The organism is Permianibacter fluminis, from assembly GCF_013179735.1.
Taxonomy (GTDB): Bacteria; Pseudomonadota; Gammaproteobacteria; order Enterobacterales; family Permianibacteraceae; genus Permianibacter; species Permianibacter fluminis.
Window position 1 is genome coordinate 901,421 of record NZ_JABMEG010000001.1, and the last position, 14,298, is coordinate 915,718.

The 14,298-nt window shown below is 60.7% G+C and carries 14 protein-coding genes; 4 read left to right on the plus strand and 10 right to left on the minus strand.

Annotated elements, in window-relative coordinates; translation table 11 throughout:
- Positions 1-148: 148 nt before the first annotated feature.
- Positions 149-730: a TMEM165/GDT1 family protein gene (locus tag HPT27_RS03960; RefSeq protein WP_172239261.1), complete on the plus strand. Its 582-nt coding sequence runs from the start codon at positions 149-151 to the stop codon at positions 728-730.
- A 27-nt stretch (positions 731-757) separates the two neighbouring features.
- Here the strand turns inward: HPT27_RS03960 and HPT27_RS03965 are convergent, their stop codons facing one another.
- From HPT27_RS03965 to HPT27_RS03985, 5 genes are all read right to left on the minus strand, one after another.
- Positions 758-1,876 (minus strand): GGDEF domain-containing protein, encoded by a 1,119-nt coding sequence (locus tag HPT27_RS03965; RefSeq protein WP_172239264.1) that lies wholly within the window; start codon positions 1,874-1,876, stop codon positions 758-760.
- Positions 1,877-1,889: 13 nt separating this feature from the next.
- Complete coding sequence (locus HPT27_RS03970) at positions 1,890-3,350, minus strand: diguanylate cyclase (protein WP_172239267.1); 1,461 nt, start codon at positions 3,348-3,350, stop codon at positions 1,890-1,892.
- Between the two features lie 196 nt (positions 3,351-3,546).
- Positions 3,547-4,521: a cytochrome d ubiquinol oxidase subunit II gene (locus HPT27_RS03975; RefSeq protein WP_172239270.1), complete on the minus strand. Its 975-nt coding sequence runs from the start codon at positions 4,519-4,521 to the stop codon at positions 3,547-3,549.
- 1 nt (position 4,522) lies between these two features.
- Positions 4,523-5,929, minus strand: coding sequence for a cytochrome ubiquinol oxidase subunit I (locus tag HPT27_RS03980; protein WP_172239273.1), 1,407 nt, complete (start codon positions 5,927-5,929; stop codon positions 4,523-4,525).
- Positions 5,930-6,055: 126 nt separating this feature from the next.
- Positions 6,056-7,474 (minus strand): sensor histidine kinase, encoded by a 1,419-nt coding sequence (locus tag HPT27_RS03985; RefSeq protein WP_172239276.1) that lies wholly within the window; start codon positions 7,472-7,474, stop codon positions 6,056-6,058.
- A 107-nt stretch (positions 7,475-7,581) separates the two neighbouring features.
- Between HPT27_RS03985 and HPT27_RS19575 the strand changes: the two genes are divergently transcribed.
- On the plus strand, positions 7,582-8,625 hold the full coding sequence (locus HPT27_RS19575) for a tRNA (5-methylaminomethyl-2-thiouridylate)-methyltransferase (RefSeq protein WP_172239279.1): 1,044 nt from the start codon (positions 7,582-7,584) through the stop codon (positions 8,623-8,625).
- Positions 8,618-8,875, plus strand: coding sequence for a sulfurtransferase TusA family protein (locus HPT27_RS03995; protein WP_172239282.1), 258 nt, complete (start codon positions 8,618-8,620; stop codon positions 8,873-8,875). The genes HPT27_RS19575 and HPT27_RS03995 overlap by 8 nt, the downstream gene beginning before the upstream one ends.
- 10 nt (positions 8,876-8,885) lie before the next feature.
- Here HPT27_RS03995 and HPT27_RS04000 read toward each other — a convergent pair whose 3' ends face one another.
- The 5 genes from HPT27_RS04000 to HPT27_RS04020 form a co-directional block, all read right to left on the minus strand.
- Positions 8,886-10,070 (minus strand): GGDEF domain-containing protein, encoded by a 1,185-nt coding sequence (locus tag HPT27_RS04000; RefSeq protein ID WP_172239285.1) that lies wholly within the window; start codon positions 10,068-10,070, stop codon positions 8,886-8,888.
- Between the two features lie 65 nt (positions 10,071-10,135).
- The gene (locus HPT27_RS04005) at positions 10,136-11,287 is read right to left on the minus strand and encodes a GGDEF domain-containing protein (RefSeq protein WP_172239288.1); all 1,152 of its coding nucleotides are present in this window, start codon (positions 11,285-11,287) and stop codon (positions 10,136-10,138) included.
- Between the two features lie 256 nt (positions 11,288-11,543).
- Positions 11,544-11,960, minus strand: coding sequence for a GNAT family N-acetyltransferase (locus tag HPT27_RS04010; protein WP_172239291.1), 417 nt, complete (start codon positions 11,958-11,960; stop codon positions 11,544-11,546).
- Positions 11,957-12,190 (minus strand): hypothetical protein, encoded by a 234-nt coding sequence (locus tag HPT27_RS04015; protein WP_172239294.1) that lies wholly within the window; start codon positions 12,188-12,190, stop codon positions 11,957-11,959. Before HPT27_RS04015 ends, HPT27_RS04010 begins: the two co-directional genes overlap by 4 nt.
- A gap of 112 nt (positions 12,191-12,302) precedes the next feature.
- Complete coding sequence (locus tag HPT27_RS04020; RefSeq protein ID WP_172239297.1) at positions 12,303-13,115, minus strand: gamma-glutamyl-gamma-aminobutyrate hydrolase family protein; 813 nt, start codon at positions 13,113-13,115, stop codon at positions 12,303-12,305.
- 155 nt (positions 13,116-13,270) lie between these two features.
- Between HPT27_RS04020 and HPT27_RS04025 the strand changes: the two genes are divergently transcribed.
- Positions 13,271-14,245: a DUF3617 domain-containing protein gene (locus tag HPT27_RS04025; RefSeq protein WP_172239300.1), complete on the plus strand. Its 975-nt coding sequence runs from the start codon at positions 13,271-13,273 to the stop codon at positions 14,243-14,245.
- The last annotated feature ends 53 nt before the right edge of the window (positions 14,246-14,298 follow it).

The window sequence follows — 14,298 nt, forward strand, 5'->3', positions numbered from 1 at the left end:
GGTAAGGACTCAAAACAGGCCCGGCCCGGGTGGCGGGATTGCCATCCAGACGGTGAACCGGAAAAATAAGGGGCGGTATTCTACCCTGCTCTGCTGCTGGTCACTATCTGTTCAAGAAAAGAAACTTAGCCCACAAAACGGGAACCTCATGGCCTTCCTCTCTGCCCTTTTCAGTGCTTTTGTCCTGGTTTTCGTTGCCGAGCTTGGTGACAAGACCCAGTTGGCCTGCATGACGCTGGCCACCCGCTACCCGGCCCGCAAGGTGCTGCTCGGGGTATCGGCCGCCTTTGTTTTGCTCAGTGTGCTGGCCGTGACGGTTGGCAAATTGCTGACCCAGCTGGTGCCAGCGTACCTGCTGTCGCTGGTCGTCGCGCTGCTGTTCTTCTGGTTTGCCTGGCAGGCGCTGCAGGCCGAACCGGAGGAGGACACCGGCCCGGCCAACGGCCACAAGAGCGCGGTCATGGCGGCCTTCAGCATGATTTTCTTCGCCGAGCTGGGCGACAAAACCCAGCTGGCGACGGCGGGCCTCGCAACCGAGCTGTCAGTGCTGGCGGTGGCCATCGGTGCCGCGGCGGCGTTGATCACCAGTGCCGCGCTCGCCATCTGGGCCGGCAAACAGCTGCGCGGCCGCCTGTCGCCGCGCGTGCTGGCGCGGGGCGCGGCCGCGCTGTTTGCCCTGTTCGGGCTGCTGGCGCTGTGGCGGGCCCTGGATCGGGGTTTGCTCGGCTGAATGCGCTTGGTGATTGGCGCGGGGCGGTCACAGTGAACCGGAGCGGCGGAAGTCGGGGCTGCTGGCGTTTTCGGCGTTGACGACCTGATTGCGACCGCCGCTCTTGGCGACGTACAGCGCGTGGTCGGCGCGCTGGATCATGGCTTGCAGGTTCAGATCGCCAGCGCGGCCGGTGTACACGCCGATGCTGACGGTCATGGCGAGATGGCCGGCGGTGGTGACCATTGGCGTTTGCGCCAGACTCTGACAGAAACGGCTGGCGATGAGCTCGGCATCGCGCGCCGACACGCCGTTCAGCAGCGCGCAAAATTCCTCGCCGCCCATGCGGCCGCTGGCATCGTTGGCGCGCAGATGATTGCGCAGGCGCCGACCCATTTCCTGCAACACTTCATCGCCGACGGCATGGCCATGGCTGTCGTTGATTTTCTTGAAATGATCCAGATCGAACATCAGCACGGCAATCTGGGCGCTGTCGAGCCTGGCCCGGTGCAATTGCCATTCGGCGTGTTCCATGAAACCGCGCCGGTTGAGCAGGCCGGTGAGTGCGTCGGTCATCGCGGCCTTGTGCCAGTTCAGCGTTTCCTGCTCAAGCTCGTCGCGGACTTTCAACAGAAAGCTGCCGACGCCATTCAGGGCGAAATCAATCAGCATGGTATTGGCCGCAAAAGCCACCAGCATGATGAACAAGTCAGTCCACAGCTGCACAGCAGGAAGCGCGCCCGATACCGGCACAACATAGCCGCGTGATTCGGCGTAGCCGACGAAAACGGCGGCGGCGAACAACGACAGGCTGTAGCGCCAGTAGTGTTTGCGCGACAGCATCAGGCCAGCGAAAACCGTTACCGGAAAAACCAGGAACAAGGCACCGTCATTGCTGCCCTCGCCCATCAGTGCCAGCGCCGTGATGAAGATCAGCAAAAAATTCAGCAGCAGCGATCGGGCCAGTCGGTGCTGGCCGCGTTGCCGGGCAAGATCGCCGACGCCGACCACCAGCAGACCGGCAACAATCGATCCGATGATGCCGGCCTGAAAGTACAGCAGCGCCACCACGAGTCCAATCAGCAACAACACCAGCGTCAACCGGTAGACCTGCTTGAGCAGCAGTTCACGATGTTGGGCATCGAGGCGCAGCCGCTGTGTCGACATGATGGGTTTCCGCTCAGGCTGCGGCCAGGCGCAGGCTGTTGCGGCCGGCGTGCTTGGCATCGTACAACGCCTGATCGACCCGCTGGATCAGCCCAGCGACGGACTCCGCCGGTTGCAGGCTGGCAACGCCAAAACTGCCGGTGACGGTGATCAGGTCCAGCACGCGGTGCTGGGCCAAGGCACCGCGCAATTTCTCGGCCAGTTGCGCTGCTTGTTCGACCGTGGTTTCGGGGCAGAGGATCAAGAACTCTTCACCGCCCCAGCGACCACAGCGATCGTGCTGGCGAATTTGTTGCCGCACCAGTGCGGCAATGGCGACCAGCACTTTGTCACCCACCGGATGGCCGTGTTGATCATTGATCTGCTTGAACAGATCCAGATCAAACAGGATCACCGACAGCGGGCGTTGATAGCGATGGGCGCGTTCGAGCTCTTGTTGCAGTTCGCGATCCAGTTTCAGCCGGTTGTAGCTGCCGGTAAGGTGATCAGTTTCACTGAGCCGCTCCAGCTCGGCATTTTTTTCCGCCAGAATGCGATTGAACTGACCGATTTTGTGGTTGCGATACAACAAAAAAGCAAACAACACCAGAGCGGCGGCGGCCAGCTGCCACAACCGGGTGTAATCGACCCGGTTGATCACCGGCACCTTGAAGCCTCGCTCAACAATATCGTGCGCCGTCAAGGGTGGCAGCGTGGCTATCGCTTTGTTAATCGCCGCCAACAGCAGTGGATCATCTTTTCGCACACCGACGCGGTAGACATTCTGGTACGGCGTCTGGCCGGAAATTTTCAGATTGCCGAGGCCCTGTTGCTGAATCATCGGCAGTGCGCTGCGCAGTGCTTCGAAGGTGGCGTAAAGCTCGCCGGTCGAGACCCGTTCCAGCGCATCGGATACGGTCAGGGTTGGGATGATCTGGATGTCCGGATAATCGCGCCGGATCAATTCCTCCAGCCGGTAACCCGGAACAACGCCGACTTGTTTGCCACGCAACGCGCTCATGCCTTCCAGGTAGCCGATATCGTCACGAGTGATGATCAGGGTGTCGTCTTGCAGATAAGGCGTGCTGAAATTCATGTAGCGCTGGCGCGCCGGGGTTTCGTTCAGCATGGCGATCAAATCGCAGCGGCCCTGCTCCATCCAGCGCAAGCTCTCGGCCCAGCTTTCGGTCAGCTGGATTTGCAGTGGCAATTCGAGCATTTGGCTGTAGTGGCCGAGAAATTCGGCGGCAATGCCGGTGTAACGGCCTTGCTCATCGAGTTGCTCGAAGGGGGCGTAGTGTGGGTCGACGCAGACCCGTGCCTGGCCCAATTCGCGCAGATGGGCCTGCTCTTCGGTGCTCAGTTCCAGTTCTGCCGCGCAGGCCGGTCCGCAGGCCAACGCCGCCAGCAGCGCGCCGAACAATAACCGGGAAACAGCAGCAACAGCGGCCAGCATCTGCGAACGGGCATCCTGCGCGCGATCAGAGAGTCTCAACTGTAGTCCATGCCGGCTGGGCGGTTAGCCGCGGCGGCCGCTTTCCGACTGTCGGGGCCGGCAATCCCCCGTGTTGGTGGGACTGCCGTGGTCGGTGCTCAAGATGCGGTCAGTGCTGCTTTGGGGCCTCTTCTGGAAAAACCCGTTTCAGTCAGGGCCAGCTTCAGGAAAGGGCTCGCTTCAAGAAAGACCCTTTTCAGTGATAACCAGCCTCGATCGGCCCGCGGAAGACCCGATAACTCCAAAAGGTGTAACCGAGGATCATCGGCAGCAGCAGCAAGACACCGATCAGCACCACCTTCATCGAGCCGGGATGGGCGGCGGCCTGCCACAGATCGAGCCGACCCGGCACCAGCCACGGGAACAGCGAGATCACCAGCCCGGCAAAGCCGAGCAGGAACACCGCCACGGTGGCGAGGAATGGCGTCCGTGCGGCGCCGTGCAGCAAGGCGCGGTCGATGTGCCAGAGCAGCCAGCCGGTGGTCAGTGGAATCGGTGCCAATGCCAGCAGCAAGGGCCAGCTGAACCAGCGCGCGGCGATGGCCGGGTGCAGCAGCGGCGTCCACAGGCTGATCAGCGCCAGAAACAGCGCCACGCCGATCAACGTCCGGCGCGCGGCTTTTGCTGCCCAGCGCCGCAGCGCCTGGTCGCCGCGCCAGTGCAACCAGGTCAGGCCGAGCAGACCATAACCGGCCATCAGGCCAAAGGCGCTGAACAGACTGAAAATGCTCAGCCGGACACTGCCATCGCTCGGCAAGTCACCGGCGATGACCGTGGCCAGCATCAGGCCCTGGGCAAACGCCGCCAGCGCCGAACCGCCGGCAAACGCGATATCCCAGGCCGCGCGACCGCGCACGGTCTTGAACCGGAACTCGAACGCGACGCCGCGAAAAATCAATCCGATCAGCATTAAGGTGACCGGCACATACAGCGCCGGCAGCAAGGTGGCAAACGCCAGCGGAAATGCCGCCAGCAGCAGCACACCGCCGAGCACCAGCCAGGTCTCATTGCCGTCCCAGACCGGCGCAATCGACTGGATCATCTGATCGCGTAAACCGGCATCGCGCTGCCAGGGCAGCATGATGCCGATACCGAGATCAAAACCGTCCATCACCGTGTACATCAGCACAGCAAAACCGAGCAGCAGATAAGCGAGCAAGGACCAGTCCATTTCAGCGCTCCGGTTCTACAGCGGGTTGATCGATGACCACAGCGGTCGAGCGTGGCAAGACCGGCGTCAAATCGTGCCCAGCCACGCCCGGCAAACCGGCGCGCACCACCCGGGCAACGTAAAACAGGAACAAGCCGAACAGCGCGACATACACCAGCGCGAACAACACCAGCGATTCAAGAATGCGTTCTGCCGGCAGCACACTGGCGCCGTCACGGGTACGCAGCAAGCCATACACCAGCCAGGGTTGCCGGCCGATTTCCGCCACCCACCAACCGGCCAGCGTGGCCACAAAACCGCAAGGGATCAGCCACGGTGCCAGCCGCAGCCATTTACTGTCGTGCAGTAATTTGCCGCGCAGCGCGCGCCAGCTGCCCCAGAGCGCGAACAGCAACATCAGCAGGCCAAGACCGACCATGACCCGGAACGACCAAAATACCGGCAACACTTTTGGTCGCTCGCTGGCTGGAACCGATTTCAGGCCGCGAATTTCGCCATCGGCATCATGGGTGACGATCAAGCTGGCCAGTTTCGGAATGGCGATCTCGTAATGATTTTTCTCGGCCTGCTGATCCGGGATGGCGAACAGCAGCAGCGGCGCACCGCGTTCGGTTTCCCAGACGCCTTCCATTGCGGCCAGCTTCAGCGGTTGATCGCGGCGCACCTGCAGGCCGTGCAGATCACCGAGAAAAATTTGCAGCGGCGCGACCACCATCGCCATGGCCAGCGCCATTTTCAACGCGATATCGGCGCCAGCTTGCTGGCGCCGCCATTGATAAGCCGAAACGCCGAGCACAACGAATGCCGTGGTCAGAAAACTGGCCGCCAGCATATGGCTGAGCCGATACGGAAAACTCGGGTTGAACACCACCGCCCACCAATCGACCACAACAAAGCGACCATCAATGAGCTCGGTACCAGCCGGCGTCTGCATCCAGCTGTGGGCCGCGAGGATCCAGAACGCCGACATCAGCGTGCCGATACCGACCATCAAGGTGGCAAAAAAATGCAGCCACGGCGGCACCCGGTTGTGGCCGAACAACATCACGCCGAGAAAGCCGGCTTCAAGAAAAAAGGCCGACAGCACCTCATAACTCATCAGCGGGCCGATGACATTGCCAGTGGCGGCGGAAAACGGCGCAAAATTGGTACCGAACTCATAGCTGAGCACGATGCCGCTGACCACGCCCATGCCGAAATTGAGCGCAAACACCTTGCTCCAGAATCGATACAGCGTCAGCAGCTTGTTGGCGTGCTGCCCCGAGGGGTCCTGATCAGCGCGCTGCCGCAACCAGCGAAATTCGAGCATGACCAGAAACCAGGCGAGGCCAATGGTCAGCGTGGGGAAAAGGATGTGATATGACAGCGTGAACGCCATCTGGAGACGGGACAGCAGCACAGCATCCATCAGCTACTCCGCGCAAGACAATCGGGACAAATTTGCGCCCGATCAACGCGGACCGGAATTTTACGCCGATTGGCTTTGCGCGCGGTCAAATCGGCTGCGGCAAATTGTCGCAGTGCGTGGTACGAGCTAACGCGGGTCATCCGCCGTTGCCTGCAGCGGCAGCGCCAGCGAGAAGCAGGCGCCCTGGCCAAGCTGGCTTTCTCCCCAAATTTTGCCGTGATGGCGTTCGACCACTCGGCGCACGATGGCCAGCCCGATACCGCTGCCATCAAAGGTCTTGGCGTTGTCCAGTCGCGAAAACGGCTTGAACAGGCGGTCGGCCTCATCAGCGGCAAAGCCGATGCCATTGTCACGCACCGAGATGACCACCGATTCGGTATCGCGGCGCACCGCAACTTCGATGCGTGGCGATTTTTGCTGGCCGCTGTATTTCACGGCATTGGCCAGCAAATTGGTCAGCGCCAACCGCAGCAAGCCGGCATCGGCGGCGACCGCAAAATGGGCGCTGCTGTGATCAAACTGCACCCAGGTCGATGCCGGTTCCGGCAGTTCGTCAATCACGCCGATCAGCAGTTGATCCAGCACCACCGGCTGCCACTGCACGGTTTGGGTGGAGGTTCTCGACAGGCGCAGCAGATCGTCGATCAAACCGTTCATGCGAACGCTGGCGGTTTGCACTTTCGCCAGAAATTGCCGGGCTTCGTCCGGATCGGTATCGAGGCTTTCGCTGGCGGCGTCGGCGAAACCGGCGATGGCGCGCAGTGGCGCCCGCAAATCGTGGGAAACCGAATAATTGAATGCGTTGAGCTCATCAACCAGCAGCTGCAAATCCGCGGTGCGCTCGTGAACCCGTTGCTCCAGCCGGGCATTCAATGCGCGCACCGCTGCCTCGGCTTGCCGGCGTTCGCGCACTTCGGCTTGCAGTGCCGCATGGGTCGCCAGCACCGCCTGCCGCTGCTGTTCAGATTCGACAAAGAAGCGCAGCAAACCGAGCACAAACAACAACACCATGGCCGCTTCTGCCAGCAGGATCACCATCAGCACCGCAGCCTCACCCCAGAGGGCTGGTTGTCGCCCGGCTGCCAGGGTTGGCTGTATCCAGCCGGCGTAAGTTGAACCGGCGACCAGCAACACCGATCCGAGCGCCAGCGCGACTATCAGAAAATACTGCCGGGTTGGCAGCACCAGGCCGGCCAGCAACAACAATGCTGGCATCACGGCGAAGGCAACGTCATGGATGCCCTGACCACGCATGGCCAAGGTAGTAGTCAGTACCAGTACGGTGGTAAGCAGCAGGTGCGCACCGAACACTTCGGCACCGTGCCGGCTCAGCCAACCACCGACTGCCACTACCAGTGCCGAGCTGGCCAGCACCAGCGACACCGGCCGTGAGTAAACAAAAAACGAAACCAGCAGCGCCAGCAGCAGAGCAAGCAAGACCACCCACTGCACCGTCACCAGAACCTGGCGACGATAACTGGCGGGCAGCTGTATGGCCGGAATTGACATGGCGGTGGCGGACGGATAGCCGGAGCGAGGGTACAAGCATAGTCAGTGTTGCTGGAGCCGCCGGCCGGATTTGCCTACAATGCCTGCCCATTTTTTCGCCAGCCCGGTGCTCGTAATGCGCCGGCTGACTTGAGACGCCTCCTGTGACCCAACGCAAAGCCATCTCCCTGATCTCGGGCGGACTCGATTCCATGCTCGCTGCCAAAACCATCATGGCGCAGGGCGTTCATGTCGAGGGCATCAATTTCTTCACCGGCTTCTGTGTCGAGGGTCATACCCACGCGATCCGAAAGAGTCATGCCAGCAAGCCGAAGCGCAATAACGCGCTGTGGGTGGCCGAGCAGCTCGGTATCAAACTGCATATCATCGACATCGTCGAGGAGTACAAGCAGGTCTTGCTGAACCCCAAACACGGTTATGGCCAAAACCTGAACCCCTGTCTGGACTGCAAGGTGTTCATGGTCGGCAAGGCGCGTGAATGGATGGAAGAAAACGGCTTTGATTTCATCATCACCGGCGAAGTGGTCGGTCAGCGGCCAAAGTCACAGCGCATGCACACCATGCCGATCATTGCGCGCGAGTCACAGGCCGAAGATCGCCTGTTGCGGCCGCTCTGTGCCAAACATCTGTTGCCGACACTGCCGGAACGCGAAGGCTGGGTTGACCGTGACCAGCTGCACGATTTCTCCGGCCGTTCGCGCAAACCGCAAACCGAGTTGGCCGCAACGTTCGGTATCAGTGAATGGGCGCAGCCGGCCGGCGGTTGCTGCTTTCTCACCAACGAGGAATACAGCAACAAACTGGTCGATCTGTGGCAGGCACGCGGCAGCCGCGAGTACGAACTCGACGACATCATCATGCTGAAAATCGGTCGGCACCTGCGGCCGCGGCCGCATTTCAAATTGATTATTTCGCGCGAAGAAGGTGAAGGCGTGTTCATGGAAGGCTATCGCCGCCAGTTTGCCCATTTCATTCCGAATTCCTACATGGGTGCCTATGCACTGGTGGACGGCGAATTGCGCGACGACAGCGATGTCGAGTTGGCGGCGCGTATCATTGCCCGTTACGGTGCGGCCAGCAGCAGCGAACCGGTCGCCATTGATTACACCGATCGCAGCGGACTGACCCGGGTGGTAACGGTGCAACCGTTCACCGCCGACGAAATCGAGGCTGGCTGGCATGTCTGAAGTGCCCGCCTCGAATGCGCCGGTGGTGCACGAACTGAATGCGCGCCGCTTGTTGTGCCCGCTGCCAGTCATCCGCACCCAGAACGCGCTGAAAACGCTGCCGGTCGGCGCTCGCCTGCAGGTGTTCTGCACCGACCCCGGCACCGTCAACGACATTCCGGCCTGGGTCCGGATCAACGGCCACCTTCTGCTTGAGCAGCACAACGATGGCCGCGAGCAGATTTTTCTGATCGAAAAGCGCGGCGACTGAAGCCTGCGTGTTACTGCGCTGGCGCGCTCGGGCCGCTGTCGGCATCAGCGGCCAGGCTGACGACTTGATTGCGACCTTTGTGCTTGGCCTGATACAGCGCTTGATCGGCTTGTTGCAGCAGCCATTCGATACTGAGTGGCGGTCGCAAGGATGACTGTACGCCAATGCTGACGCTGACGTTGACCAAGCCGGCGGCGGTGGCAATAGCCTGCGTATCGAGATGTGAGCGCAGCCGTTCGGCCACGTGCAATGCGGTTTCACCATCAACACCCGGCAACAGCGCGGCAAACTCCTCACCACCCAGTCGACCGGTGCAATCACCCGGCCGCAACTGTTCGCGCAGGATATTGGCAAACCGGCGCAGCACGGCATCACCGGCGGCATGACCATGCTGATCGTTGATGCGCTTGAAATGATCCAGATCCATCATCAGCACGGCGACCGGTCGGTCGCCCGGTTGCTGGCGCTCCAGCAGGCGCTGGGCCTGTTCCAGAAACCCTTTGCGATTGAGCACGCCGGTCAGCGGATCGGTGATGGCCAGATATTGCAGATCATGTTCCTGGCGGGCGTGCAGCAATAACAGCAGCGCGAAACAGCGCAACATCATCAAGGCGGATGACGCGACCAAACCCCAGGCGCCCAATTGTTCGACGCTGATGGACCAGTGCCACCACCAGGCGCCAAGATGCGCCAGCATGCGCAGCCACATGATGATTGCGGTGGTCAGAAAGACCGCGCCAACAAACAGCAACATCGCGGTGTTGCCAAGATGATGGGCGCGCCGAATGGCCAGAAACGCGAGCCAGTTGATCACGCCCACCACGAGCAGCATGGTCGCCACTTGCAGTCCGTACGGTAGCCACACCGCCACCAGCCACGCTAGCAACAACATCAACGCAACCGGTCGTGGTCGCCAGGAGCGACGGACGCCGCAAAACTGATACAAACCAATCCAGAAGGCGGCATTGCCGGCGATAAACAGGCCACCTGCGGCCCAGAACGTTTCCGCCTGTGCGGTATTGGCAAACCAGAAGCGAATGAAATAGCCCACCGCAATCAGCAGACAGCCGGCCAGCCACCACCAAGGACCGGCCCGGCGCCGATAGTGCCGCGCCACCAGGGCAAAAATCAGCGCTGCCGACAACAGCAGCACAATCATGAACAGATTCAGGGTGGGGAAATGCAAGCTGATCACGACCGGGCCCGCAGCAGCTGAAAGAATGCAGTGGTGAGAGCCGTCGCGATTGGCGTCGGCACCGCTCAGGCCATCGCCAATTGGGTGCGATTGCGGCCCAGCGATTTGGCCTCGTACAGCGCCGAGTCAGCGCTCTGCATCATTGCTTCAATGCTGGCCGCGATACCGAACTGACCGTGCACGCCGATGCTGACGCTGCCATACAACAAACCTTTCGGAGTGCTGAATGCCTGCTCGGAAAAACGTCGTCTGACCCGTTCGGCAACCTGAAAGGCATCGGCCGGATTCAGACCCGGCAGCAGTGCACAGAATTCTTCGCCACCGATGCGGCCATAGCAATCATTTGGCCGCAATTGCTCGCGCAGGACTTCGGCAAACGCGCGCAATGCGGCATCGCCAGCGGCGTGGCCATGCCGATCATTGATCGACTTGAAATGATCCATGTCCATCATCAGCACGGCGTAGCCGCGCTGCTCTTGATGCAGCCGCTGCAGCAGGCGCTGGCTGTAATCGACGAAACCCTTGCGATTGAGCAGGCCGGTCAGCGAGTCGGTCACCGCCAGCTTTTCCAGTTCCGCGGATTGTCGCTCGTGCAGCAACATCAGAAAAACAAAACACTTGCCGAGCAGCAGCGCCGCCGCCGAGGTGTACAGCGAGATGGAATTGGCATCCGGCATGCTGAGGAACAGGCCGCGCTCCTGCAAAATCACCAGACAGGCCCGCACCGCCATGCTTAATGCGGCCAGCACAAAAATTGCCAGAGCAAATCGGGTGGCTGGTCGGTAATGCAAACGACGCAGGGAAATCAGCGGCGCCAGCGCCAGCAGATCAAAGGTAGTAGCCAAGCCCAGCATCAGGAACAGTTGCCAAACATAATCCAGCCGATACGCGATGCCCCAGACCAGGGTCAACACGGTAAACGCGCCGAGCAATTGATTGAGGCCGGCGGCGACGCCGACAAACCGGCGCATGCCAAACCAGAACAGGATATGGGCGGTGGACATGAACAGGCCGCAATACCAGAACCAGCGACCGCCACCGAGTGCGTAATCAAAACTGCGGATGGCGATACCAATGCCGAGACAGAGGCAGGCGGCGCACCAGATCCAAATGCCTTGAGCGTGCGGGCGCTGGACCGCAACGGTGGCAAACACGGCTGCCGCCATCAGCAAAATGGCCGAGAAGAACACCGACAAGGTCAGTTCAGGCAGGGGCACGGCGAGCGGTCCGGTGGCCAACCAGCCGGCAACATAGATCAAACGACTGTGAGCGCCTAGCGCAGACGTACCGCTAGTGCGCAAGTGTCGGTTGCCGGATTGCAGTTAGCACGGGCCGGTATAAATGACGATAGCTGCCGTCAAAAGGTCTTTGCGCCAAAATGTCAGCGCGAAGATCGGCAGCGGCCGATCGCGGCATTCGTTCCGGGCGCTTATCGAACAAATGCCGGCGTCGTTATGGTTCGATAAATCAGGTTCAACACAGCAGTGATTTACCGAGCCAGACGGCGGCGTCGCCCGGTTCGTTGACGCTGGCCTCCAGCAGCGGTTGAAAACCGGACTTGGTGAACAAGTGCATGGCCGCTGCATTCTCCCGCGAGACTCGTGCCAACAAGGTTCGCAATCCAGTTTCGCGGGCGGCGTGCATGGCTTGTTCCAGCAGGAAGCGACCCACGCCCTGACCGCGACAACTGGGATCGACATTGACCGCCACGGTGGCCGTGGTGATGCTGCGCGGTTCGCGCTGCCAAGCGATGACGCCAACGACCCAATCGAAGCGCTCCGCTTGCCACATATAACAAGGCCGGTGATGGGCCAATGCCGATTGCAATGGCCGCAGCAGGCTGCCGGGCAGACGGCGTTCGGCCGGGCGAAAATGGTAACGGTCAGTCATGTTGCAGCTCCTGTGGCGGTGCCTAGCGCAGAACGGATCGGCGCGACGGCAGGCAAGGCGTTTCGAGACGCAGGATGTGGTGTCAGCCACCAGAGTTGTTGCAGAAGCCGTGCCAGCATGGTGATTGCTGATTCCGCCAGCGGCTCGCCCGCAAATGGAGCAAAGTCTGCGCCGAATTGGCGTTTTGTTTCAATGTTGGTGTTTGCTTTGTGGTGCGGAGCGCCAGCCATGACAGCCCTCGCACCGACACGATGCCCAGTTGCGGACAGCGACGCATGGCTTCGGTGCAATCACGCAGCAATCGGGTAGCAATAACGTAGAAATGACGCTGCGACAAAGCGTTTAGCGTGGCGTGATCGTGCTGTGGTTGTGCCGAGCAGCCGCCAAAAAAGCCTCCAATAGCGGCTGCGGGTCCAGCCAGTCGTCATGTCCATGCTGCTTTTGAAACAAATGGAATTCCGGGTGCCATTGCACGCCAACACAGAACGGGTGCTCACGGTGACGCACCGCTTCAATGATGCCGTCGTCAGCCTGCATCTCGATCTGCAAATCCTTGCCCAAAGTTTTGATCGCCTGATGGTGAATGCTGCTGATGCGCGCTGGCGAATCGCCATACCATTGCCGGAACCAGCTGTCGGCACCAAATTGCGCCAGATGCGAATGCTGATCATAGGCGGCACTGACATGGGTCTCGGCGTCCGGCAGCTGCGTTGCGATGTCCTGATACAGCGAGCCACCCAGCGCGACGTTGAGCAGCTGGCAGCCGCGACAAATGGCCAGAATTGGCTTTTTGGCTTCGAGAAATTCGTGCAGCAGCTCCATTTCGTAGGCGTCGCGGACCGCATCGCCAGCCCACTCCGGTTGCAGGGCCGTTTCGCCGTAGGCGCCGGGATGAACATCGGCACCACCCTGCAGGACCAGACCGTCAAGGTAGCGGGCGTAATCGCGCAGCCGGATGTTGCTCGACAGGATCGGCCCGTCAGTCAGCACGGTCGGGATCATCAGCACCAGCACATCCCGCGACATCAACCAATGGGCGGCGGACTGTTCCAGATACTGCAGGGTTTTGGTACGGATGCCGGTAGCGCTGGGCTCCGGATGAAACAGCCGCGCCGAGATGCCGATCAGCAGCGGTCGTGGGTGGTGGTTGGTCATGGCGCGGGCCTCCTTTGCATCGTCATTTACTAAATCTTTGCTAATTAGTCCGCTGAGCGCCGGGTTTGTTGCCAACGCCGTGGTTGGCCGATATCCGCGGGCTGAATCGGGCTGCTATGATTTGCCCGCCCAAACACGACACGGAGCATAAGTCTATGTGGCCCACCGCCTCCTTGCAGAAATTTGCCTTACCGGTGCTCGCCGGTATCGCCTTCAGCTTGACCCCCACCAGTCACGCCGGCCAGAACGGCGAGCGCTGGGAATACCAGACCAAGATGCAATCGGATCAGGCCCAAGGTTTTGCCCTGCCGACAATGACCATGCAAAAGTGCCAGGAGCCGGGCTGGAAAAATCCGCCGCAAGGCCAGCAGCAGGACAGCGAATGCAAGGTCAAGGATTACAAGAAAAGCGGTAACACCATGAGCTGGCGCATCGAGTGTCCGCAGGGCAACGGTCACGGTGAAATGACCTTGCAAGGCAACGAGGCCTTCACGGGTTTTACCGAGTTCAGCAGTGATCGCGGCAATTTTCGCATGGACATGACCGGCAAAAAGCTCGGCAGCTGCGATCCGGCCACCGACCGCACTGTGGTCAACGGCATGAATGTGCCGAATGCCCAGGAAGTGCAACAGATGCAGGCCAACATGAACCAGCAGATGGAGATGGCCAATACCCAGACCTGCGCCAGCGCGATCTCGTCGATGCAGCTGATGATGTTCACTATGGACGGCTCACCGTGTGCCAAACAAAAACCGGCATTCTGCAAACGGCTGCAGACCGGTGATGGTGCCATGCAGGTGGTCGGTCAGGATGCCTCGGGGGAGGCGCTGAATCAGGCCATCGAGTATTGTGGCCTCGGCAAAGACAAAGTGATGGGCGCGGCTTGCAAGCAGGCCAAAGCGACCAAGAACTGGGATTTCCTTGGCAGCAATTGCGAAGCCGAAACCGCGGAGCTGGCGCAGAAATATTGTGCCGGCCGTGATTTCACCAGCGTCTATGCCACCGAGTACGGCTCGTTCTGCACCCAGTACGCGGCCGACCTGATGAGCGACGGCGGCAAAGTCGAGAAGAAAGAAGAATCCACCGTCGAGAAAGGCGCGAAGCTGCTGAAAGATCTGATCAAGTGGTAATGACGGGGCAATCCCGCTCGCCGCAACCGGGCCGGCTTCACCGCCGGCCCGGT